We start from the raw sequence: 23,029 nt of genomic DNA on the forward strand, positions 1-23,029 counted from the left end.
TGTTAGATTGTTTGTGGTGATTTTTTTTTTGTGTTGGGGGGAGGGGGTGTGGGAACATCGGGGCCCCCACCCGGCAGAAAACCAGCCGCGCCCGACGGCAAAAAGCCGCGACGGCGACCGTCGCGGCCATTCGTTGCGGCGGACCGCTCCGCCGGCTCAGGCCTGCTCGATGCTCTGCCGGATCTGCTCGATACCGGCCGGATCGTCCAGCGTGGTCAGGTCGCCCGGATCACGGCCTTCGGCCAGCGCCTGGATCGAGCGGCGCAGCACCTTGCCGGAGCGGGTCTTCGGCAGCTGGTTGACGAAGTACACCCGCGCCGGGTTGGCGATCGCGCCCAGCTGCGCCGCCACCTGCGCGATGACCTCTTTTTCCAGCTGCGCACGGCTGGCCGGATCGTCGAGCAGCGCCGGGTTTTTCACCACCGCGAACGCCTTCGGCACCTGGCCCTTGAGGCTGTCTTCCACGCCCACCACCGCCACTTCGGCGATGGCGCTGTGGCCGGCAACGGCTTCCTCGATCTCGCGGGTGCCGAGACGGTGGCCGGCGACGTTGATCACGTCGTCGGTGCGGCCGAGGATGGTGAAGTAGCCGTCAGCATCCTTGATGCCCCAGTCGAAGCTGGAGTACACCAGCTGGTCCGGGAACAGGCTGAAGTAGGTGTCGACGAAGCGCTGGTCCTGCTGCCAGATGGTGCTCATGCAGCCCGGCGGCAGTGGCGGGATCACCCCGATCACGCCCTTCTCGCCGGGGCCGACCTCCTCGCCGGTGGCCTCGTTGAACAGCTTGACGTTGAAGCCGTACACCGGCAGGCCGGGGCTGCCGAACTTGACCGCCTTGGGCTCCACGCCGTTGCACAGCGTCAGCATCGGCCAGCCGGTTTCGGTCTGCCAGTAGTTGTCCAGCACCGGCACCTGCAATTCGGCGGCGATCCAGCTGGCGGTCGGTTCGTCCAGCGGCTCGCCGGCGAGGAACAGCGCGCGCAGGCTGGAGAGATCGTATTTATGCAGCCACGCCGGATCCTGCTTTTTCAGCACGCGGATGGCGGTCGGCGCCGAGAACATCACCGTGACCTTGTACTTTTCCACCAGCTGCCACCAGATGCCGGCGTCGGGGCGGATCGGCAGCCCTTCGTACACCAGCGTGGTCATGCCGTTCAGCAGCGGGCCGTACACGATGTAGGAGTGGCCGACCACCCAGCCGATGTCGGAGGTGGAGAAGTAGCACTCGCCCGGCTGGCCGCCGTAGATGTAGTCCATGCTCGCCGCCAGCGCCACCGCGTAGCCGCCGGTGTCGCGCTGCACGCCCTTGGGTTTGCCGGTGGTGCCGGAGGTGTACAGGATGTAGCTGGGGTGGTTGGATTCCACCCACGTCACCTCGGCGCGCTCGTGCAGGTGCTGCTCGCGCAGCGCGGCGTAGTCGAGGTCGCGCCCCGGCTTCATCATCGGCGCCTCGGCGAGACCGCGATTGACCACGATCACCTTGCCCGGCGCGCTGCTGCCGGCCAGCGTCAGCGCCTCGTCCACCAGCGGCTTGTAGGCGATCACCTTGCCGCCGCGCATGCCGGCGTCGGCGGTGACCATCACCTTGGGCGTGGCATCCTCGATGCGGGTGGCGAGGCTGGCGGAGGCGAAGCCGCCGAACACCACCGAGTGGATGGCGCCCAGGCGCACCGTGGCCAGCATCGCGAAGATCGCCTCCGGGATCATCGGCATGTAGATCAGCACCCGGTCGCCCTTGCCCACGCCCTGCGCCTGCAGGATGGCGGCGAAACGCGCCACTTCCTCGTACAGCTCGCGGTAGCTGTAGCTGCTTTCGGCGCCGGTCTCGCTGGACACGTACACCAGCGCCGCCTGCTCGCCGCGCGCGGCCAGGTGGCGGTCGACGGCGTTGTAGCAGAGGTTGGTCTCGCCGCCGGCGAACCAGTCGCGGAACGGCGGCTGGTCGTACTGCAGCGCCTTGTCGAAGGGCTTGTGCCAGTGGATGCGTTGCGCCTGCTCTGCCCAGAAGCCGGCCGGGTCGTCGATGGAGCGGCGATGGAAGTCGTGGTACGAGGTCATGTCGGGGTCTCTCTTGTGTCTGCCGCGTCTGGCGCGCGGTCTGGCGTCAAACAACCAAGCGGTTGCTTGTCAGACAAATTAAGCCCTTTGACGGGCAAGGTCAATGCGCACACCCCCTGCCGGCGACCCGCGCGAAATTGGACGTTGCGGAAATGCCGAGCCGGCGCCGCATTCCGCCCGCCATTCGCCGGCGCTGCCGCCGGCTGGCCTTGCACAACACTGGTCGAAAGCGGGGCAGATGCGGTACGCTGTAACGCTAAGAAAACGCCCGCAGGACAGGACAAAGCCATGGACATCAAACATTACATGAACGTCGTCGGCCAGGCCGCGCGCAAGGCCAGCCGCGCCATCGCCCGCGCCGACACCAACCAGAAGAACAAGGCGCTGCTGGCCATCGCCGACGCCATCGAGCGCGATCTGGAACGGCTGGTTGCGGCCAACATGGTGGATCTGGAAAACGCGCGCCAGAACGGACTGGAAGAAGCGCTGATCGACCGCCTGACGCTGTCGGAAAAAACCGTGCGCGGCATGGCCGAGGGCTTGCGCCAGATCGCGGCACTGCCGGACCCGGTCGGCGAGATGGACGACTTCACCTACCGTCCGTCCGGCATCCAGCTGGGCAAGATGCGCGTGCCGCTGGGCGTGGTCGGCATCATCTACGAGGCGCGCCCGAACGTGACCGCCGACGCCGCCGGCCTGTGCCTGAAATCCGGCAACGCGGTGATCCTGCGCGGCGGCTCGGAAGCGTTCAACAGCAACCAGGCCATCGCCGCCTGCGTGCACGAGGGCCTGCGCGTGGCCGACCTGCCGCTGCACGCGGTGCAGGTGCTGGAAACCACCGACCGCGCCGCGGTGGGCGAGCTGATCACCATGAGCGAGTTTGTGGACGTGATCGTGCCACGCGGCGGCAAGGGCCTGATCGAGCGCATCAGCCGCGAGGCGCGGGTGCCAGTGATCAAGCATCTGGACGGCAACTGCCACGTCTACATCGACGACACCGCCAATCCGGACAAGGCGTTCAACATCGCGCTGAACGCCAAGACCCACCGCTACGGCACCTGCAACACCATGGAAACGCTGCTGGTGCACACCGCGTTTGCCGAGTTCATCCTGCCAAGGTTGGCCGCGGCGTACTGGGAGCAAGGCGTCGAGCTGCGCGGCTGCGAGCGCACCCAGGGCATCCTCGGCGACAAGGTAGTCGCTGCCACCGAGGCTGACTGGGAAACCGAATACCTGGCGCCGGTGCTGGCGATCAAGGTGGTCGGCGGCATCGACGATGCCATCGAGCACATCAACCACTACGGCAGCCACCACACCGACGCCATCGTCACCGATGACTACGGCCGTGCACGTCGCTTCCTGCGCGAGGTGGACTCCGCCAGCGTGATGGTCAACGCCAGCACCCGCTTTGCCGATGGCTTCGAGTACGGCCTCGGCGCCGAGATCGGCATCTCCACCGACAAGATCCACGCCCGCGGCCCGGTCGGCCTGCACGGTCTCACCAGCCAGAAGTGGATCGTGCTCGGCGACGGCCAGATCCGCCAGTAAAACCGCACCCGTTTCACCCTCCGATGCGCCGCCGGCAGCCCTGCCCGCGGCGCATTGTCTTGCCCGCAGTTCTTGCCGTACGTGCCGCTGCCGACTGCGCCACTCTTCCACAGTCGGCTGTGGATAAGTTGTGCACAATACTGGCCACGCCGCGCAATGGTGTGGCCGCTGGCGATGATCACGCGCAAAAACCGCCCGTCACGCGCCAAGAACCGCTTTGCCGACAAGCACTTGCCGACAGCGGCAGGCCGGCGCGGGCGAGCGTGGCCCCTGTCCGTCACAGTGCTACAGTGAAAACAGGGGGCTGTGGACAAGCCGGCAGGACAAACCCCGTTTTTGGCAGCAATGCGCAGTTTATTTCCATTTTTTGAAACAATGTCCCGCCATGCGGAACAAAATACTTGCCCTGCATTACCGCACAGGCATAATCGTCTGGCCCGTTGGCACCGCGCTTGCGCCCCGCCATCCCGTTCAGGAGTCGTGCATGTACCCAGTCGTACCCAATACCGAACAGAGCCAGTGGCTGCGCGAGCGCGGCTGTCGTGACGTGGAGCTGTGCTTTGCCGATGTCAGCGGGTTTGCCCGCGGCAAGACGCTGCCGCGCGAGGCCTTCATCAGTGGCCAGACGCTGCGCATCGCGCGCGCGGTGGCGATCCAGAGCTGCGTCGGCGAATTCCCCGACTACCGCTTCTACGGCGAGAACGACCCCGACGCCACGCTGCGCCCGGACATGGCCACGCTGCGACCGGTGCCGTGGGCCAGTACGCCGCGCGCGCTGGTGCTGTGCGACTGTGTCGATCTGGACGGCGCGCTGACCCCGTTCGCGCCGCGCTCGGCGCTGAAGCGGGTGCTGGCCGGCTACGCCGCGCGCGGGCTGCAGCCGGTGGTAGCGCCGGAGCTGGAGTTCTACATCTTTGCGGCCAACCCTGATCCGGCGCAGCCGTTCCAGGCACCGCCGCTGCGCAGCGGCCGGCGCGAGGTCGGCTTCGACTCGTTCAGCTTTACCACCCTCAACGATCTGGAAGCATTCTTCGACGACGTCTACCGCGGCTGCGAGCTGCTCGGCATCGCCACCGATACCTGGGTGCACGAGATGGGCCCCAGCCAGTTCGAGATCAACCTCAAGCACGGCGACGCGCTGGCGCTGGCCGACCAGACCTTTTTGTTCAAGACCCTGCTCAAGGAAACCGGCAACCGCCACGGCCTGAACGTGGTGTGCATGGCCAAGCCGCTGGCCGGCCAGCCGGGCAGCTCGATGCACCTGCACCAGAGCCTGGTCGACCGCGACGGCAGCAACGTGTTCAGCGACCGCCACGGCAACGAGAGCGCGCTGTTCCACCACTTCATCGCCGGCCTGCAGACGCATCTGCCCAAGCTGATGCCGCTGTTCTGCCCTAGTCCCAATTCCTACCGCCGCTTCGTCAAGGGGCTGGCGGCACCGGTCAACGTGTCGTGGGGACTGGACAACCGCTCGGTCGGGCTGCGCATCCCGCAGGGCGGCCCGGAGGCACGGCGGGTGGAAAACCGCCTGCCCGGCTGTGACGCCAACCCCTACCTGTCGCTGGCGGCCAGCCTCGGTGCCGGCCTGCTCGGCATCGAGGACGGCCTGCAGCCGAGCGCACCGGCTCAGGGCAACGTGTTCAAGCAGGCGGACAGCGAACTGCTGCCCAACACGCTGGACGCAGCGCTGGCGGCGATGCAGGGCGCCGACAGCGTCAGCCGCCTGTTCGGCGAGGCATTCAGCCTGCCCTATGCCGCGGTGAAGGAAGTGGAGTTGCAGCATTTTCACGGCGAGATCACGCCGTGGGAGCGCCGCTACCTGTCGCTACTGGCCTGACGGCAGCGGAAAACGACACAGGCCACGGCAATGCCGTGGCCTGTGCTGATCAAGACGGGATGGCGCTTACGCCGTGGCGGCCATTGGCGCCGCGGTGCGCTCGGCCAGCAGCGCGATGGCGTCGCTGCGCGTATGGCCCGGCATCTGGCGCTGCACTTCGATGATCCAGAATTCGACCTTCTGCCGGTCGCCACGCGCCAGGCGCAGCAGGGCGCCGTAGGCCGGGCCGGTGAGGTGGACATCGTGCTGCAGCGACTGCGTCTGCGCGTGCATCGCATAGCGCGCCGTGCCGGCACGGGCGGCGGCCTTGGACCTGGCCCGCTGCTGCGCCGGCTTGACGAAGAACAACCAGTACAGGGCAGCAAACACCAATAATGCAGAGAGAGCGAACCAAGCGAACACGGCATATCCTCCTGTAATAATGACAAGATTCTAATCTGCAATCGCTGGCGAACCTATCCGTGAAAACACCTATAAATGGCATGAGGGCCGGCCTTGCCAGCACCGCCCAGTCGCCGCGCCAGCCATTCCAATGACATGACCGGCGCGTTACACTGCCGCCTGGATCCGAACTCCCTCACCCGCAAAGGAGAAGTGCATGTACCAGCATCTGACGGTTGCCCTCGACGGCAGCCATAACGCCCGCCCGGCCCTGATCGAGGCGGTTCGTCTTGCCGCCGCCAGCAAGGCCCGCCTGTCCTTGGTGCATGTGGTGTCGCTGCACGACTTCGCCATCGAAAGCGTCGGCCTGCTCGACAGCGGCGCACTGCAGGCGGAGGCCCGCGGTCGCGGCCAGGCCATCCTCGACGAGGCCGCCGACTACGCGCAGAAGATGGGGGTGGCCCAGCCGGACTGCTTCCTGCTGGAGGCGCCGGAAGGTGGCAGCAGCATGACGCAGGCGCTGGTCGACTGCGCCACCCAGGTCGCCAGCGACCTGCTGGTGATCGGCACCCACGGCCACCGTGGCTGGCGTCACCTGCTGATGGGCAGCTTTGCCGAGGAAATCATGCGCAAGACCACGCTGCCGCTGCTGGTGGTGCGCAATCCGGAAGACGACGACAACCCGCTGCCGAGCATAGGCTGAGGGTTCAGTACCGGTTCACCATTGTCTGCGGCGGGTCGCAACGGGGCGATCCGGCGTTGAAAACGGCGGCGGCATGCAAGTTGACCGCAAGGTAAACGCCGCTTGCTCGGCCGTTTGCGCCTTGTCTCGCGTGAGTTCGCGAGAGCGTGGGCACGCGCTCAGGCAGAGGCGTGGCGCTGCGCGAAGATGAAGAACTCGCGGTTGCCATCGCCGCCCTTGATCGGGCTGTCGAACCAGCCCAGCCGCCGGAAGCCCAGCTCGGCCACCAGCGCGCTGATCTTCTGCTCCACCCCGGCGTACAGCTGCGCGTCGCGCACGATACCACCATGACCCAGCCCTTCGCGGCCAACCTCGAACTGCGGCTTGACCAGGCTCAGCAGGTAGCCGCCCGGCCGGATCAGCGGCAGCGCCGACGGGTACACCAGCGCCAGAGAGATGAAAGACACGTCGCACACCATCAGGTCGAACGGCGCGCCGTCATTGGCGGCCAGCAGCGCCGCGTGGTCCAGCGCGCGGGCGTTGACGCCCTCGAAGGCGACGATGCGCGGATCGGCGGCCAACCTTGGCGCCAGCTGGTCGTGGCCGACATCGACCCCCACCACCCGCCGCGCGCCGGCCTGCAGCAGGCAATCGGAAAAGCCGCCGGTGGACTGGCCGACATCCAGCGCCGTCCAGCCGTCGATCTGCAAGCCGGCCTGCGCCAGCGCGCCGGCCATCTTCAGCCCGCCGCGCGACACGTAGCGGTCGGCCTCGTCCGGCACGATCACGAAGCGGCTGTCGGCTGGCAGCTTCTGGCTGGCCTTGCCGATGTCGCGCAACTGGCCGCCGTCGTCGATACTGACCCGCCCGGCGGCAATCAGCGCCTGTGCCGCGGTGCGCGATGGCGCCAGACCCAGCTCGACCAGTAACAAATCAACACGTTGCATCAGGCGCACTCCACAAACAGGCAATCGGGCGGCAAGGGTGCGCAATGCGCCGCGGGCTGTCAAGACTGCCGCAGTGCCACCATAAGATGCGATGATGGCCGCAGCCATGGCCACAAGGAGAACAAAATGGACACCCTGACACTGGAACCGCACGCGGTACGCGTCCTCGGCGCACTGATCGAGAAACAGGCGCTGACCCCGGACAGCTATCCGCTGACCCTCAACGCGCTGCTGGCCGCCTGCAACCAGCTGACCAGCCGCGAGCCGGTGCTGCAGCTGAGCGAGGCCGATCTCAGCGCCACGCTGGACAGCCTGCTCGCCGCCAAGCTGGTCAACGAACGACTACCGGCCGGCAGCCGCGTCGCCAAATACGAACACCGCCTCAACTACGCGTGGAACATCGACGGCGCCAGGTTGGCCGCACTGGCGCTGCTGATGCTGCGTGGCGCGCAGACCGCGGCCGAGCTGCGCACCCGCGCCGGACGCCTGTACAGCTTCGGCAGCGTCGAGGAGGTCGATACCGCGCTGAATGCGCTGGCCGACAAGTACCCGCCGCTGGTGCTGAAGCTGCCACGCCAGCCGGGCGAACGCGAGGCGCGCTGGGTGCACACCCTGCATCCGGTGGCCGTGGCCGCCGCCCCTGCGACGGCGAGCGCCAGCGACGACAGTCTCGCCGAACGGGTCAGCGCGCTGGAACAGACCGTCGCCGGCCTGCTGCAACGCGTCGCCGAGCTGGAAGCCGGCGCCGGACAGGCGTAACATCGCCCCCCTTTTTCCGGAGAACATCATGCTGAAACCTGTCCTGCTGGCGCTGGCCGCCTGCCTGCCACTGTCCGCCGTTGCCGGCGACACCACCCTCGCCCGCGGCAGTGACTACGACTTCCTCACCCGCATGCCGACCGGCCTCGGCCCCGGCATCAGCATCGACCACATCGTGGCGCGCAAGGCCACACCGCAGGGCGACAAGCCGCAGGCCAGCGCCGTCGGCGTGCTGTTCGGCCTGCCGGTACCGGCGCTGTTGCGCCTGGACCTGGGCGGCAAGCTGGCCTATCTGGAATCGGACGGCTACGCCAGCGCCGCCATGGTCGGCGGCCGCCTGACCATCGATCTGCCGGCCAGCACCGAGCTGTTCGCGCAGGGCTTCTACGCGCCGTCGTCGGCCGCCAGCGGCAGCGTGAAATCGGTCAGCGACAGCATGGTCGGCCTGCGCTGGAGCCCGCTGAAGCTGGTCGGGGTCGAGGCCGGCTACCGCGTGTTCGAAGTGAAGCGCAACGACAGCCAGCGTGACCGCAGCATCGCCGACGGCGCCTACGCCGGGGTCAGCGTCGCCTTCTGATCACGCCAGCGCCCGATAAACAAACCGGCCCGACAGCATGCTGTCGGGCCGGTTTGCATTGCGGCCAACCTTGGCGCTCAAAACGAGTTCACGATCTGGCGCCTTCACGCGAGGGCAGGCGCCAACGGCAGGGCAAGCGGTGTTTACCTGGCGGAAACAGCCATGCCGCAGCCGTTTCTAATGCCGTCGCCCCTGCTGCAATCCGTGGCAGTAGGGATGCTCAGTGCAGCACGGTACGCTTCAGCCGTCGCATGCCCCACCACACCGCCAGCGCCACCAGCGGCACCGACAGCCCGGTGGCCAGCTCGGCATTGATCGGCGCGCCCAGCGCCTTGCCCGCCTTGAACAGATAGGACAGCAGGCCGATGGCGTAGTAGGTCAGCACCCCGACCGACAGCCCTTCCACCGTCTCCTGCAGCCGCAGCTGCAGTGCGGCGCGCTTGTTCATGCTTGCCAGCAGCGCGCGGTTCTGCGCCTCGTGCATCACCTCCACCCGCGTGCGCAGCAAGGCGGTGCTGCGCTGCAGCCGCGCCATCAGCCGCTCCTGGCGTTTGGCGGCGGTGTCGCAGGTCTCCATCGCCGGCACCAGCCGCCGCTCCATGAATTCACGGAACGGCTGCAGCCCCGGCAGCCGGCTTTCGCGCAGTTCGGTGATGCGCCGCTCCACCAGCTTGTAGTAGGCGCGCGCGGCGGCGAAGCGGTACTGGCTTTCGGCGATCAGCTGTTCGCCCTGCGCCGCCAGATCGGTCAACTCGTCCAGCAGCAGCGCGTCGGTGTCGCTCTGCTCCGCCATGCGCTGGGTGACGCTGCGCAGCTGGGTGCCGAGGCGGCTCAATTCCGGTGCCTGCCGCTTCGCCTCCGGCAGCGCCAGCAACGCCAGCAGGCGGTAGGTCTCGATCTCGAACAGACGCTGCAGCATGCGGCCGGACTGCGACGGCCCCATGTCGCGGTCGATCACCACGTAGCGGCTGAAGCCTTCGGTCAGCCGTGCGTCCGGGTGCAGGCGCAGGTCGGTGTAGGCGACGCCGTTGTTGTCGCCGATCTCGGCGCCGATCAGGTCGTGGCCGCCGAACCAGCGCTGCGAGATCTCGCTGGCCGGTGCCTCCTGCGACGCCGGCAGCAGCACGGCATGGATCGCCACCATCAGCTCGCCGGGCAGGCTGGCCAGCCAGTCCTTCGGCAGCCGGTCCAGCGCGGTGCGTTCGAACGGGTCGACGCAATCGCCGGACAATACAAAGGTGTAACGCACGAATTCGGTATGCAGCGCCCAGCGCACGGTGAGGTCGCCGGCGATGCCGGTATGGTGCGCGCCGCGCGGATCCGGCAGCGGCAGGCCTAGGCGGCGGAACAGCTCGATGAAGGCGGCGCGTTGCGCGGTGTCGTCGTCGTCGAACAGCAGGGTCAGCGTGGAGAGCCGCGCCGGCGACGGAATGGCGATCGGGGGACGAGCATGGGCTTCGTCATTGAGCACCCGTCGTAACGGGTGGCTGGTGAGGGTTGTCATGATCTAGGCAGTGTCCAGTTGACGATGCTCTGTCGGCATCTGCACCGCAGCATAAACGGCGGCACCGGCCACCGCCAGCCCGCCAGCCGTGGCGGCACGGCAATCGCTCAGGAATACCACACCCGCTGGTACATTCTGTGCCCGGCACGCCGTCAGAACCTGTTCACGGTCTGCCGCGACTCCATCTCAAATGAGGCGATGCCGCGTTAAAAACGCCTTCGGCATGCTTGCTTTATCTCTGGATAAACGCCGCGTCCCCAGCCGTTTTCGCCTTGTCCCGCGTGAGCGCGCGAGATCGTGGACACGTACTCAGCGCGGCTTGTGGTGGGCCAGCAGTGCCAGCATCGCCTCGCGCACCACCGGATTGCGGATCTGGCGTGCAGCGTCGTCGAAGGCGCTGACGCCGGCCTCGGACAGGGCAAAGGATTTCGGCTTGCGCAGCTTGGGCGGTGTCGGCAGCACCTTGACGCGCAGGCTGCGCAGCGGGTGGCCCTGGCGCTGCAGCGGCGCCAGCAGGCTGTTGCCGAGCAGCTTCAGCCGCGCGGCCACGGTGCTGTTGTGGGCGTAGACCACCAGTTCACCGTCGCGCACGCAGGCCACCTGGCAGAACTGGCCAAGTTGCCCCGGCAGCAGGCGCTTGAACGCGCGGTCCAGTGCCAGGATGGCGTGGGCGGCGGCGGTCAGGTCGGCCAGCTGCTTGTCGCGGCGGCTGAAGGCGGTGAGGTGCAGGCTGCTCATGATGAAGTCGGGCAAAGGGATAGCCGCAGTTTAGCGCTAAACCGCCCTGCCTGCCGCGCCATCGGCGCCGCCACGCGGCGTGTACAAGGTTGGCCGCAACGGCGGCCGGGCGACCGGCAATTCATCGCCATGCATCTTGATTCCGCGCAGAATCGGCCCCATCTATGCCGCTTATTCGTGTGCTACACTTTAAGCCATTTTTTTCGGCCCGCTGGCCGCTGGATGTTCAGACAATGATTTCGACGCTCCTTAAGAAAGTATTCGGCAGCCGCAACGAACGCCTGCTGAAGGAATACCGACAGGTTGTGGCGCGCATCAACGCCATGGAAAGCACCATGACCGCGCTGTCCGACGCAGCGCTGGCGGCCAAGACCACCGAATTCCGGGAGCGTCATGCCAAGGGCGAAACGCTGGACGCGCTGCTGCCGGAGGCGTTCGCCGTCTGCCGCGAAGCCTCCCGCCGCGTGCTGAACATGCGCCACTTCGACGTGCAGCTGATCGGCGGCATGGTGCTGCACCAGGGCAAGATCGCCGAGATGCGTACCGGCGAGGGCAAGACCCTGGTCGGCACCCTGCCGGTGTACCTCAATGCGCTGTCCGGCAACGGCGTGCACGTGATCACTGTCAACGACTACCTGGCCAGCCGCGACGCCGGCATCATGGCCAAGCTGTACAACTTCCTCGGCCTGTCGGTCGGCGTCAACCTCAGCCAGATGGCGCACGACGCCAAGAAGGCCGCCTACGGCAGCGACATCACCTACGGCACCAACAACGAATTCGGCTTCGACTACCTGCGCGACAACATGGTGTTCTCGCTGGGCGAGAAGGTGCAGCGCAAGCTGAACTTCGCCGTGGTCGACGAAGTGGACTCCATCCTGATCGACGAGGCGCGCACGCCGCTGATCATCTCCGGTCCGGCCGACGACAACGTCGCCATGTACCAGCTGATCAACCAGGTACCACCGCGCCTGCAGAAGCAGGAAACCGAAGACGGCGAAGGCGACTACTGGGTCGACGAAAAAGCACACAGCGTGCTGCTGTCCGAAGCCGGCCACGAGCGCGCGGAACAGATCATGGCCGAAATGGGCCTGCTGCAGGACGGCGACAGCCTGTACTCGGCGGCCAACATCTCGCTGATGCATCACCTCGGCGCCGCGCTGAAGGCGCACGCGCTGTTCATGCGCGACCAGCACTACGTGGTGCAGGACGGCGAGGTGATCATCGTCGACGAATTCACCGGCCGCCTGATGTCCGGCCGCCGCTGGTCCGACGGCCTGCACCAGGCGGTGGAAGCCAAGGAAGGCGTGCAGATCAACCGCGAGAACCAGACGCTGGCGTCGATCACCTTCCAGAACTACTTCCGCCTGTACGGCAAGCTGTCCGGCATGACCGGCACCGCCGACACCGAAGCCTTCGAATTCCAGAGCATCTACGGCCTGGAAACGGTGGTGATCCCGACCAACCGTCCGATGGTGCGTATCGACAGCCAGGACAAGATCTACCGTTCCGCACGCGAAAAATACGCGGCCATCCTCGCCGACATCGGCGACTGCCAGCAACGCGGCCAGCCGGTGCTGGTCGGCACCACCAGTATCGAGAACTCGGAAATCGTCGCCAAGCTGCTCGGCGATGCCGGCCTCACGCACAACGTGCTCAACGCCAAGGAACACGCGCGTGAAGCCGACATCATCGTGCAGGCCGGCCGTCCCGGCGTGATCACCGTCGCCACCAACATGGCCGGCCGCGGTACCGACATCGTGCTCGGCGGCAACCCGGAGCCGGAAATCAAGGCGGTGGAAGCCGACGACAGCCTGTCCGACGCCGACAAGGCGGCGCGCATCGACGCCATCCGCAGCGACTGGAAACTGCGCCACGAACAGGTGCTGGCCGCCGGCGGCCTGCACATCATCGGTACCGAACGCCACGAGTCGCGCCGTATCGACAACCAGCTGCGTGGCCGTGCCGGTCGCCAGGGCGACCCCGGCTCCAGCCGCTTCTACCTGTCGCTGGAAGACCCGCTGCTGCGTATCTTCGCCGGCGACCGCGTGGCGATGATCATGGACAAGCTGAAAATGCCGGACGGCGAGGCCATCGAGCACGCCTGGGTGACCCGCTCCATCGAGAACGCGCAGCGCAAGGTGGAAGGCCGCAACTTCGACATCCGCAAGCAGCTGCTGGAGTATGACGACGTCGCCAACGACCAGCGCAAGGTGATCTACCAGCAGCGCAACGAGATCCTGGAAGACCAGGACGTGTCCGCCATCGTCGGCAATATGCGCGACGACGTGTTGTCCGACCTCATCGACCAGCACATGCCGCCGGAATCGCTGGAAGAACAGTGGGACCTGCCGGGGCTGGAAAAGGCGCTGGACAGCGAATTCCAGCTCGCCGCACCGGTGGCGCAGTGGATCCAGGAACAGCCGACGCTGGACATTCCCGACATCAAGCAGCGCATCCTGGAGCTGGCCGCAGCCGCCTATCAGGACAAGATCAGCCAGGCCGGCGAAGCGGCGATGCGCCAGTTCGAGCATGGTCTGGTGCTGCAGATGCTGGACAACAACTGGCGCGAACACCTCGCCGCCATGGACCACCTGCGCCAGGGTATCCACCTGCGCGGCTACGCGCAGAAGAACCCGAAGCAGGAATACAAGCGCGAGGCGTTCGAACTGTTCGCCGGCATGCTGGACCGCATCAAGCGCAGCGTGGTCGGCGTGCTGATGACGGTGCAGGTACGCAGCGAAGCCGACATGGAAGCGGTCGCCCCGCACGAAGTGGCCGGCATGGAACTGCACCACGACGAGCTGCCGTCGGCAGTCTCCGGCGAGGACAATCCATTCTCCGCCACCGCGCTGGCGGCACAGGGCCTGCGTGTCGGTCGCAACGATGCCTGCCCGTGCGGCAGCGGCAAACGCTACAAGCAGTGCCATGGCCAGCTGAGCTGAGCCGTAGCTGCCCCCATCACGCCGCCGTGACCCCGTCACGGCGGCGTTTTTCATGGTGCCGGTGCTGACGGTCAGCGCACACGGCCGAAGGTTGGCCGCAGCGCGCCCGATCTGTACGTGACCGCCCGGCCACGGCCAAGCCGAACGGCGGCAGCGGCAGCAAGCTTGCGGCCAACCCTGGCCCGCTGCAGACCGCCTGCGGTGCACGACCATCTCGCACGCCCTGCCCCACCGTAACGGGCTTGCCGTCCGCACGACACGACACGACACGACACGACACGACACGACAATGGCACCAAGCTTTGTGCCGCAGCGCACGCCACCGTGCGACACAAGCCTGGCCGCCCCCGCAAACGCCGCCGTCACTGCTGGCCGGCCAGCGCGTCAGCCATGAAAAAACCCTGCCACCGCGGATGCGGCGACAGGGCGGTGTCGACAAGGTTGGCCGCAGGCTTGCGGCCAACCTTGTGTCAGGCCAGCAGGCAGGAGGACTGGGTGTCGGCGCTCAGCCGGCGCAACTCCGGACGTTCGCCGGCGCACTGCGCCTCCGCCAGCGGGCAGCGGGTGCGGAACACACAGCCGGACGGCGGGTTGATCGGGCTGGGCAGGTCGCCCTGCAGGATCTGGATCACCTTGTTGCGCTCCAGTTTCGGGTCCGGGATCGGGATCGCCGACAGCAGCGCGCGGGTATACGGGTGCGACGGTTTGTCGTACAGCGCATGCTTCTCCGCCAGCTCCATCTCGCGACCGAGATACATCACCAGGATGCGGTCGGAAATGTGCTTCACCACCGCCAGGTCGTGGGCGATGAAGATCAGCGCCAGCCCCATCTCGCGCTGCAGTTCCTTCAGCAGGTTGATGATCTGCGCCTGGATCGACACGTCCAGCGCCGACACCGGCTCGTCGCAGATGATCAGCTTCGGCTCCAGGATCAGCGCACGGGCGATGCCGATACGCTGGCACTGGCCGCCGGAGAACTCGTGCGGATAGCGGTTGATCATCTGCTCGCGCAGGCCGACCTTGACCATCATCGCGCGCACGCGCTTCATCACTTCCTCGGACGACAGCTCCGGGCGGTGCACGCGCAGCGGCTCGCCGATGATCTGGGCGATGGTCATGCGCGGGTTGAGCGAGGCCAGCGGGTCCTGGAAGATCATCTGGATGTCGCGGCGCACCGCCAGCCAGTCCTTCTCCGTACCCTGGCGCAGGTCACGGCCCATCCACACGATCTCGCCGGCGGTGGCCGGGATCAGGTTGAGGATGGAGCGCGCCAGCGTCGACTTGCCGCAGCCGGACTCGCCGACCACGCCCAGCGTCTCGCCTTCGTACAGGTCGAAGCTGACGCCGTCGACCGCCTTCAGCGTTTTCTTCGGCGTCCACGGCCAGTCGTTGCCGCCCTTGACCTTGAAGTGCACCTTGACGTCGCGCACCGAGAGAATCAGTTTCTTGTCAGACATGGGCCACTACCTCGACGGACGGTTTCAGCTCGGCCGGCGCCTTGTGACAGGCGCGCAGCACGGCAGGGTTGGCCGCAGAGGCAGCCAGTGGCGGCAGCGTGCTGATGCACAGCTCGCTGACATGGGTGCAGCGTTCGGAGAACGGACAGCCCTTCGGCATGTTGGCCATGTTCGGCGGATTGCCGGGGATGCTGACCAGCTCGCTACCGTCGTGGTCCAGCCGCGGCAGCGCGCCGAGCAGGCCGATGGTGTACGGGTGCGACGGCTGGTAGAAGATGTCATTGGCGCTGCCATACTCCATCACCCGGCCGCCATACATCACCATCACTTTTTCGCACAGCCCGGCCACCACGCCCAGATCGTGGGTAATCATCACGATGGCGGTGCCGAAGTCGCGCTGCAGGTCCTTCAGCAGGCTGAGGATCTGCGCCTGCACCGTCACGTCCAGCGCGGTGGTCGGCTCGTCGGCGATCAGGATTTCCGGCTCGCACAGCAGTGCCATCGCAATCATCACGCGCTGGCGCATGCCGCCGGAGAACTCGTGCGGGTACATGTCGACACGGCGGGCCGCCTCGGGAATGCGCACCGCTTCCAGCAGGCTGATGGCGCGCTTTTTCGCCTCGCGCCGGGTCATGCCCTTGTGCAGCTCCAGCACCTCGGTCATCTGCCGCTCCACCGTCAGGTAGGGGTTCAGCGAGGTCATCGGGTCCTGGAAGATCATCGACACGCGGTCACCGCGGATCGCATTCAGCTGGCGCGGGCTCATGGTCAGCAGGTTCTGGCCGTTGTACAGCGCTTCGCCCGTGGCTTTGCCGTTCTTGGCCAACAGGCCCATCATCGCCAGCACGCTCTGGCTCTTGCCGGAGCCGGATTCGCCGACGATGCCCAGCGTCTGGCCGGCCTGCAGGTCGAAGCTGACGCCGTTGACGGCGCTGACCAGACCGTCGGGGGTCTGGAACTGCACGCCGAGATTGTTTACTTGTAACAGGCTCATGCTGTTCTCCTCTTATCGGTCTTTCGGGTCCAGCGCGTCACGCATGCCGTCGCCGATATAGTTGGCGCAGTACAGGGTGAGCGACAGCATGGCCGCAGGGAACAGCAGCATCCACGGTGTGGTTTCCATCACCCCGGTGCCGTCTTCGATCAGGACGCCCCAGCTGGTCATCGGCTCCTGTACGCCGAGGCCCAGGAAGGACAGCACCGACTCGGTGAGGATCACGCCCGGCACCGTCACCGTGGTGTAGATCACCACGATGCCCAGCAGGTTCGGCACCACGTGGCGGAAGATGATGCTGCCGGTGGACACGCCGATGGCACGCGCCGCTTCGACGAACTCCTTCGACTTCACCGACAGCGTCTGGCCGCGCACCACGCGCGCCATGTCCATCCACGAGAACACGGTGATGGTCAGCACCACCAGGTAGAACTCGCGACCGAGCAGGGTCACCATCAGGATGGCGATCAGCAGGTAGGGCACCGCGTACATCATGTCGACGATGCGCATCATCACGGTATCGACCTTGCCGCCGAGGAAGCCGGCGGTGGCGCCCCACACGATGCCGATGGTGACCGAGGCGATGGTGGCCATCAGGCCCACCATCAGCGAGATGCGGCCGCCGATCAGGGTGCGCACCAGCAGGTCGCGGCCGAGATCGTCGGTGCCGAACAGGTGCAGGTTGTGCCAGGTCGGCGCCATCGCCATCGCATCCCAGTCGGTGTCCTCGTAGCTGTGCGGCAGCAGCATCGGCCCGAAGACACAGGCCAGCACCACCAGCGACAGCAGGATCAGGCTGACCACGGCCGCCTTGTTACGCAGGAAGCGTTCGCGGGCATCGGCCCACGGGCTGCGGCCTTCGACCGCGGCCATGCTCAGGTTGGCCGCCATGGCCTCGGCCACCGCCTTTTGTTTACTTCTGAACAACATGTGCAAGCCCTCGCTCAGTAGCGGATTTTCGGGTCGAGATACGCGTAGGCGAGGTCAACCAGCAGATTGAGAATCACCGCGAACACGGTCACCAGTACCACCAGCCCCAGCACCAGCGTGTAGTCGCGGTTGGAGGCGCCGTTGATGATCAGCTTGCCCAGCCCCGGCAGGGAAAACACCGACTCGGTGACCACCGCCGAGGTGATCGACGAGATCGCCAGCGGGCCGAGCACCGACACCACCGGCATCAGCGCCGGTTTCAGCGCGTGGCGGAACACGATGGTCCGCAGCGGCAGGCCCTTGGCGCGCGCGGTACGGATGAAGTTGCTGTTCAGCACCTCGATCAGGCTGCCGCGCATCACGCGGCCGATGGTAGACACGTTGATGAAGGTCAGCAGCGCGATCGGCAGCACCATGTAGCGCGGGTCGAAGTCGTTCCAGCCGCCGGCCGGCAGCACGCTCAGCCAGATGGCGAACAGCAGGATCAGCACCGGGCCGATCACGAAGGAGGGGAAGGCGCTGCCGAGGTTGCCGACCAGCATCACGAAGTAGTCGATCAGGCTGTTCTGGCGCAGCGCGGCGATAATGCCCAGCGCCACACCGATGACCACCGACAGCAGCAGTGCACCGCCACCGATGGCCAGCGATACCGGCAGCGCATTGCCCACCAGCTCGTTGACGCTCCAGTCGGCGTAACGGAAAGAAGCCCCCAGGTCGCCTTGCAGCAGGCTCTTGAGGTAGAGGAGGTATTGTTGCCACAGCGGCAGGTCCAGATGGTACTTGGCCTGCAGGTTGGCCATCACCGCCGCAGAAACCTTGCGTTCGGTGTCAAACGGGCCACCGGGGGTGGCGTGCAGCATCAGGTAACAGACGGTGATGACGAGCAACAACGTGGGAATCGTCATCAGCACGCGTCGTAAAGCGTAAGACCACATGGGAGTACTCCAGGACGGATAGCGCTTTGCATTGCAGCAATGCAGGTAGGCAAGCGGCAGCAGCACCGCAGGTCGCGGCAGTGCAGCAATCGCCATCACTTCAAACCAGACCGGGTGGCCCCGTCAGGAGCACACCCGGTCTGCGCACATCAGGGGCAAGCCCCGTCAGACTGCCATCAACTCAGCTTAGTGCTTGATGATGTACAGGTCCTTGCTGCGATAGCGGTCCATCGGATTCTTGGTGGTGTAGCCGCCGACGTAGGATTTCACCAGCCGCGGTACGGTGTACTGCAGCAGCGGGATCATCGGGTAGTCATCCATGATCAGCTTGGTGGCCTGGGTCAGCAGCTGCTTGCGCTGGGCCGGGTTCTGCGCCAGGTTGCCCTGCTTGATCAGTGCTTCGGCCTTCGGATTGCAGTTGAAGTTGTCGTTCTGCTCGGAGCCGCACTGCACCAGGGTCAGGAAGGTGGTGGCGTCGTTGTAGTCGGCCACCCAGCCGTTGCGGCCGATCTGGTATTCGCCGTCATGGCGCTTCTTCAGCAGCACCTTGAATTCCATGTTTTCCAGCTCGGTGTTGAGGCCGAGCTTGGTCTTCCATTCCGAGGCGGCGAAGATCGCCATCTTCTTGTGGTATTCACTGGTGTTGTAGCTGAACTTGACCTTGCTGCCCGGCTTCACGCCGGCGGCGGCCAGCAGCTTCTTGGCTTCGGCCACGCGCTGCGCCATCGGCCACTTGGCCCAGTCGTAGCTGGTCACATCGGCGCCGTTGGTGCCGCGCACGATGGCGCTGTAGGCCGGTACCTGGCCGTCGGCGGTGATCTTGGTGGCGAGGATGTCACGGTCGATGACCATGTTCAGCGCCTTGCGCACGCGCACGTCCTTCATCACCGGGTCCTTGTGGTTCAGACCGTAGTAACGCAGGCCCAGCATCGGCGCGTTGCGGATGTCTTTCGGCAGCTCGGCCTTGTACTTCTCGTAGGTGCCTGGTGGCAGCTGGTACACCCAGTCGTTTTCACCGGACAGGAACATCTTCACGTCGGCAAAACCGTCTTCGATCGGCAGGTAGGTGACGCGGGTCAGCTGCACGTTCTTGTTGTCCCAGTACTGCGGGTTCTTGGCCAGCACCACCTTGCTGTTGACCTGCCACTCCTTCAGCACGAAAGCGCCGTTGCTGACCATATTGCCCGGCTTGACCCAGTCCTTGCCGAACTTGTCGATGGCCGCTTTCGGTACCGGGCCCAGCTGGCCGTTGGATACCACTTCCGGCAGGAAGGCCACCGGGTACGGGGTCTTGATTTCGAGGGTGAACTTGTCGAGCGCCTTGACGCCGACATCGCTTACCGGCTTCTTGCCTTCGGCGGCTTCAACACCGTTGAGCAGGAAGGTGCCGTAGGTGGTGGCGTAGGTGGAGGCGGTCTTCGGATCGAGGAAACGACGAATACCATAGACAAAATCATCAGCGGTCACGCTGGAGCCATCCGACCATTTCGCGTTCTTGCGCAGGGTGAATACCCAGGTGGTCGGGTCTTTCTGCTTCCAGGATTCGGCCACACCCGGCACGACACGGCCTTCGTTGTCGGTGGCGGTCAGGCCTTCGAACAGGTCACGGACGAGGTTGTTGGCGCCCACCGACTCGGCGATGGCCGGATCCAGCGATTCCGCTTCGGAACCGTTGTTGCGCACGATTTCCTGCTTAGCGGCCAGCGGGGTACCGGCCGGTACCTTGGCGGCAAACGCGGCGCCGGATACGCCCAGGCCCAGGGCAACGGAAGCTGCCAACACACTGATTGTCATGGTTTTTTTCATATTCTCCTGCTCTCCTTGAAACGACGAGGGCCAACCCCAGGCTGGCCCTCAGCACGATATGGATACAATACGCAAAGGCGAGGCAATTATGCCCAGCCATAAAGTGCGCCACAAGCACTAAAACATGAACTAGCCACCACGACAAGCAAAAAGCGTGGCATTTCTTTCACAGAATTTGAGTAGAAACACCACATTTATGCCAAGGCATGAGCCTTACTCATGCCAGGCATTTCCAAAACACATGCTCGCCGGCGCGCAGCGGCACCAGCGTGTCGTTGCCGTAGGTGATTTCCGCCGGCACCTGCCAGCTTTCCTTCACCAGGGTGATGGTGTCGCTGTTGCGCGGCAGACCGTAGAACGCCGGGCCGTTGAAGCTGGCGAACGCCTCCAGCTTGTCCAGCGCGCCGGCGGCCTCGAATGCCTCGGCGTACAGCTCGATGGCGGCATTGGCGGTGTACATGCCGGCGCAGCCGCAGGCGTTTTCCTTGGTGTGGCGCGCGTGCGGCGCACTGTCAGTACCGAGGAAGAACTTGTCGCTGCCGCTGGTCGCCGCCTTCAGCAGCGCTTCGCGGTGCCGCTCGCGCTTGAGCACCGGCAGGCAGTAGTGGTGCGGACGGATGCCGCCGGTAAACAGCGCATTGCGGTTCATCAGCAGGTGGTGGGCGGTGATGGTGGCGGCAACGTTGGCCGCAGCGCCGGCGACGTACTCCGCCGCCTGTTGCGTGGTGATGTGCTCGAACACCACGCGCAGTTGCGGCAGGCGCGCCATCAGCGGCTCGAACACGGTGTCGATGAACACCGCCTCGCGGTCGAACACGTCCACGGCAGGGTCGGTGACTTCGCCGTGCACCAAGAGCGGCATGCCGACTTCGGCCATCGCTTCCAGCGCCGCCATCGCGTTATTCACGTCGCGCACACCGGCGTCGGAGTTGGTGGTGGCGCCGGCCGGGTACAGCTTGATGCCGTGCACGAAGCCGCTTTCCTTGGCCTTGCGTACTTCGTCGGCGCTGGTGGTTTCGGTCAGGTACAGCGTCATCAGCGGCTCGAAGGTGCTGCCGGCCGGACGCGCGGCCAGGATGCGCTCGCGGTAGGCGGCGGCGGCCTCGACGGTGGTCACCGGCGGTTTCAGGTTGGGCATGATGATGGCGCGGCCCATCTGGCGACAGGTATCCGGCAGCACCGCCGCCAGCGCCTCGCCATCACGGATGTGCAGGTGCCAGTCGTCGGGGCGGGTAATGGTCAGTTGCATGGCAAAACCTTTCTTGAATAAAAAGCGGGCGCCGCCGTGGCAACGCCGGTGGTGTCTTATTTGCGGCGGATCACCAGCAGGAAGCGGCCATCGTCGGTGGTGGACGACTCCAGCAGCGCATTGCCGGTCTGGCGGCAAAAGGCCTCGAAATCCTTCGGCGCACCGGGGTCGGTGGCGATGGCGGACAGTACCTGGCCGCTGGTCAGGCCGGCCAGCGCCTTTTTCGCGCGCAGGATCGGCAGTGGACAATTGAGACCGGACAGGTCGAGGTGAAGATCTGGCTGCATGAAAACTATCCCCTGCCATTACACGTTACAATGAAGCGATCTATTTTAAGGTGCGCCGGCAGATTGCCCAAGTGCGCAATACCATTATATGTGTGTGATTGCCCTCGCCTACCAGACCGCAGCCTGCGGGCCGCTGCTGGTGGCGGCCAACCGTGACGAGTATTACGCCCGCCCCACCGCGGCGCTGGATTTCTGGCGCCCGGAACATCCGGACGTGCTCGGCGGCCGCGATCTGCAGGCCGGCGGCAGCTGGCTGGCGATGGACGTACGCGGCCGCTTTGCCGCCGTCACCCACATCCGCGAAGGCCACGCCCGCAGCGCGGCGCGCTCGCGCGGCGAGCTGGTCAAGCGCTTTGTCAGCGGCAACGAATCGGCGCTGGAATTCGCCGCCTGGCTCAAGGCCGAGCACCGCCAGTTCGCGCCGTTCAACCTGCTGTTCGGCGAGATCCGCAACCTGTTGCACTTCAACAGCCGCAGCGGCATGCTCAACCGCGTGCCGCCGGGCATCCACGTGCTGTCCAATGCCGACATGAACAGCCGCTGGTTCAAGTGCGAACAGCTGCGCGCCAAGCTGCAGCAGCAGACACGGCCGCCGGCGGAAAACGACATCCTGCGCTGGCTGAGCGACCCGACCCCGGCACCGGTGGAACAATTACCCAATACCGGCGTCGGTCTGGCATTGGAAAAGATGCTGTCGCCGGTGTTCATCAACGGCCGCGACTACGGCACCCGCGCCTCGTCGGTACTGATGCTGAACGCGCGCAGCGAATTAAGCTTTACCGAAGTCAGCTGGGGACTGGGTGGCCGTGAAAGCGGTCGCCGTCGCCAGACCATGCGCCTCACTCCCAACAGGAACTCATGATCGTGAAATACCTTGCCCCTGCCCTTGTCATCGCCGTTGCGGCCAACCTTGCCGTGGCCAGCTCCCTGGGTAAAGACCGCCCGGTCCACAGCAAGCAGAACTGGTACGAGGAAGAAGCCCCGTGGCAGGAAGCCAGCGTGCCGCTGGCCGACTATCCGGCCAGCTTCGACTGGCGCGAGATCGAGATGCCCGGCGAGGTCAAGCAGCGCGTGTTCATCGATGCCGGCTCGATCCAGGTCGGCAGCGATGGCGTCACCCGTTTCAGCCTGCGCCAGCTGAGCAGCAAGGGCGCGGAGAACATCAGCCGTGAAGGCGTGCACTGCAACGAGCGCAGCCTGCGCAGCTACGGCTTTGCCGACCCCGAGGGCAAGCGCTGGATCGAGTCGACCAAGGCCAAATGGCAGAAGGCCAGCTTTGGCGATCCTTTCCGCCAGACCATGCTGAAGAACCTGTGCCCGGACGGCCTGGCGCCACGCAACGCCGAAGCGCTGCTGGCCAACCTGAACAAGCCGGACGCCAGACCGCGCAAAAAGTAA

General features: G+C 65.7%; 20 protein-coding genes. 8 read left to right on the forward strand and 12 right to left on the reverse strand.

Features of this window, described 5'->3' with window-relative positions; translation table 11 throughout:
* Positions 1-156: 156 nt before the first annotated feature.
* On the reverse strand, positions 157-2,058 hold the full coding sequence (locus tag NOM55_RS06820; RefSeq protein ID WP_255907996.1) for a propionate--CoA ligase: 1,902 nt from the start codon (positions 2,056-2,058) through the stop codon (positions 157-159).
* Between the two features lie 288 nt (positions 2,059-2,346).
* Between NOM55_RS06820 and NOM55_RS06825 the strand changes: the two genes are divergently transcribed.
* Positions 2,347-3,606: a glutamate-5-semialdehyde dehydrogenase gene (locus tag NOM55_RS06825; RefSeq protein ID WP_047965953.1), complete on the forward strand. Its 1,260-nt coding sequence runs from the start codon at positions 2,347-2,349 to the stop codon at positions 3,604-3,606.
* Between the two features lie 484 nt (positions 3,607-4,090).
* Positions 4,091-5,443, forward strand: a complete 1,353-nt coding sequence (locus NOM55_RS06830) for a glutamine synthetase family protein (RefSeq protein WP_255907997.1) — start codon at positions 4,091-4,093, stop codon at positions 5,441-5,443.
* Positions 5,444-5,509: 66 nt separating this feature from the next.
* Here the strand turns inward: NOM55_RS06830 and NOM55_RS06835 are convergent, their stop codons facing one another.
* The gene (locus tag NOM55_RS06835) at positions 5,510-5,845 is read right to left on the reverse strand and encodes a hypothetical protein (protein WP_147424467.1); all 336 of its coding nucleotides are present in this window, start codon (positions 5,843-5,845) and stop codon (positions 5,510-5,512) included.
* Between the two features lie 196 nt (positions 5,846-6,041).
* On the opposite strand from NOM55_RS06835, the gene NOM55_RS06840 reads away from it, so the two are divergent.
* A complete protein-coding gene (locus tag NOM55_RS06840) occupies positions 6,042-6,527 on the forward strand; it encodes a universal stress protein (protein ID WP_047965950.1) in 486 nt (161 codons plus the stop codon).
* A 158-nt stretch (positions 6,528-6,685) separates the two neighbouring features.
* On the opposite strand, the gene NOM55_RS06845 is transcribed toward NOM55_RS06840, so the two are convergent.
* Entirely contained in the window at positions 6,686-7,453 is a 768-nt protein-coding gene (locus NOM55_RS06845) for a TlyA family RNA methyltransferase (protein WP_255907998.1), read from the reverse strand.
* Positions 7,454-7,579: 126 nt separating this feature from the next.
* Between NOM55_RS06845 and NOM55_RS06850 the strand changes: the two genes are divergently transcribed.
* Both NOM55_RS06850 and NOM55_RS06855 read left to right on the forward strand, forming a co-directional pair.
* Complete coding sequence (locus tag NOM55_RS06850; RefSeq protein ID WP_255907999.1) at positions 7,580-8,212, forward strand: YceH family protein; 633 nt, start codon at positions 7,580-7,582, stop codon at positions 8,210-8,212.
* Between the two features lie 28 nt (positions 8,213-8,240).
* Positions 8,241-8,789 (forward strand): YfaZ family outer membrane protein, encoded by a 549-nt coding sequence (locus NOM55_RS06855; protein WP_047965947.1) that lies wholly within the window; start codon positions 8,241-8,243, stop codon positions 8,787-8,789.
* Between the two features lie 220 nt (positions 8,790-9,009).
* On the opposite strand, the gene NOM55_RS06860 is transcribed toward NOM55_RS06855, so the two are convergent.
* Together NOM55_RS06860 and NOM55_RS06865 are read right to left on the reverse strand one after the other, a co-directional pair.
* The gene (locus tag NOM55_RS06860; protein WP_120810219.1) at positions 9,010-10,293 is read right to left on the reverse strand and encodes a DUF3422 family protein; all 1,284 of its coding nucleotides are present in this window, start codon (positions 10,291-10,293) and stop codon (positions 9,010-9,012) included.
* A gap of 309 nt (positions 10,294-10,602) precedes the next feature.
* On the reverse strand, positions 10,603-11,031 hold the full coding sequence (locus NOM55_RS06865; protein WP_047965945.1) for a DciA family protein: 429 nt from the start codon (positions 11,029-11,031) through the stop codon (positions 10,603-10,605).
* Positions 11,032-11,264: 233 nt separating this feature from the next.
* Between NOM55_RS06865 and secA the strand changes: the two genes are divergently transcribed.
* A complete protein-coding gene (secA, locus tag NOM55_RS06870; RefSeq protein ID WP_255908000.1) occupies positions 11,265-13,973 on the forward strand; it encodes a preprotein translocase subunit SecA in 2,709 nt (902 codons plus the stop codon).
* Positions 13,974-14,443: 470 nt separating this feature from the next.
* Here the strand turns inward: secA and oppF are convergent, their stop codons facing one another.
* The 7 genes from oppF to NOM55_RS06905 form a co-directional block, all read right to left on the reverse strand.
* Entirely contained in the window at positions 14,444-15,430 is a 987-nt protein-coding gene (gene oppF, locus NOM55_RS06875; RefSeq protein ID WP_255908001.1) for a murein tripeptide/oligopeptide ABC transporter ATP binding protein OppF, read from the reverse strand.
* Complete coding sequence (locus tag NOM55_RS06880) at positions 15,423-16,424, reverse strand: oligopeptide/dipeptide ABC transporter ATP-binding protein (RefSeq protein ID WP_255908002.1); 1,002 nt, start codon at positions 16,422-16,424, stop codon at positions 15,423-15,425. The genes oppF and NOM55_RS06880 overlap by 8 nt, the downstream gene beginning before the upstream one ends.
* 12 nt (positions 16,425-16,436) lie before the next feature.
* Complete coding sequence (locus NOM55_RS06885) at positions 16,437-17,354, reverse strand: ABC transporter permease (protein ID WP_082133630.1); 918 nt, start codon at positions 17,352-17,354, stop codon at positions 16,437-16,439.
* A 14-nt stretch (positions 17,355-17,368) separates the two neighbouring features.
* Positions 17,369-18,289, reverse strand: a complete 921-nt coding sequence (gene oppB / locus NOM55_RS06890) for an oligopeptide ABC transporter permease OppB (RefSeq protein WP_120810222.1) — start codon at positions 18,287-18,289, stop codon at positions 17,369-17,371.
* A 186-nt stretch (positions 18,290-18,475) separates the two neighbouring features.
* Positions 18,476-20,083, reverse strand: a complete 1,608-nt coding sequence (locus NOM55_RS06895; RefSeq protein ID WP_047965967.1) for a peptide ABC transporter substrate-binding protein — start codon at positions 20,081-20,083, stop codon at positions 18,476-18,478.
* A gap of 229 nt (positions 20,084-20,312) precedes the next feature.
* Positions 20,313-21,344 carry a dihydroorotase gene (gene pyrC / locus NOM55_RS06900; RefSeq protein ID WP_255908003.1) on the reverse strand — a complete coding sequence of 344 codons (1,032 nt, stop codon included), beginning with the start codon at positions 21,342-21,344 and terminating at the stop codon, positions 20,313-20,315.
* Positions 21,345-21,400: 56 nt separating this feature from the next.
* Positions 21,401-21,631 (reverse strand): sulfurtransferase TusA family protein, encoded by a 231-nt coding sequence (locus tag NOM55_RS06905; protein ID WP_047965939.1) that lies wholly within the window; start codon positions 21,629-21,631, stop codon positions 21,401-21,403.
* 88 nt (positions 21,632-21,719) lie between these two features.
* On the opposite strand from NOM55_RS06905, the gene NOM55_RS06910 reads away from it, so the two are divergent.
* Complete coding sequence (locus NOM55_RS06910) at positions 21,720-22,493, forward strand: NRDE family protein (RefSeq protein ID WP_255908004.1); 774 nt, start codon at positions 21,720-21,722, stop codon at positions 22,491-22,493.
* 2 nt (positions 22,494-22,495) lie between these two features.
* Positions 22,496-23,029 carry a CNP1-like family protein gene (locus NOM55_RS06915; protein WP_255908005.1) on the forward strand — a complete coding sequence of 178 codons (534 nt, stop codon included), beginning with the start codon at positions 22,496-22,498 and terminating at the stop codon, positions 23,027-23,029.

The organism is Vogesella sp. AC12 (assembly GCF_024437575.1).
Taxonomy (GTDB): Bacteria; Pseudomonadota; Gammaproteobacteria; order Burkholderiales; family Chromobacteriaceae; genus Vogesella; species Vogesella indigofera.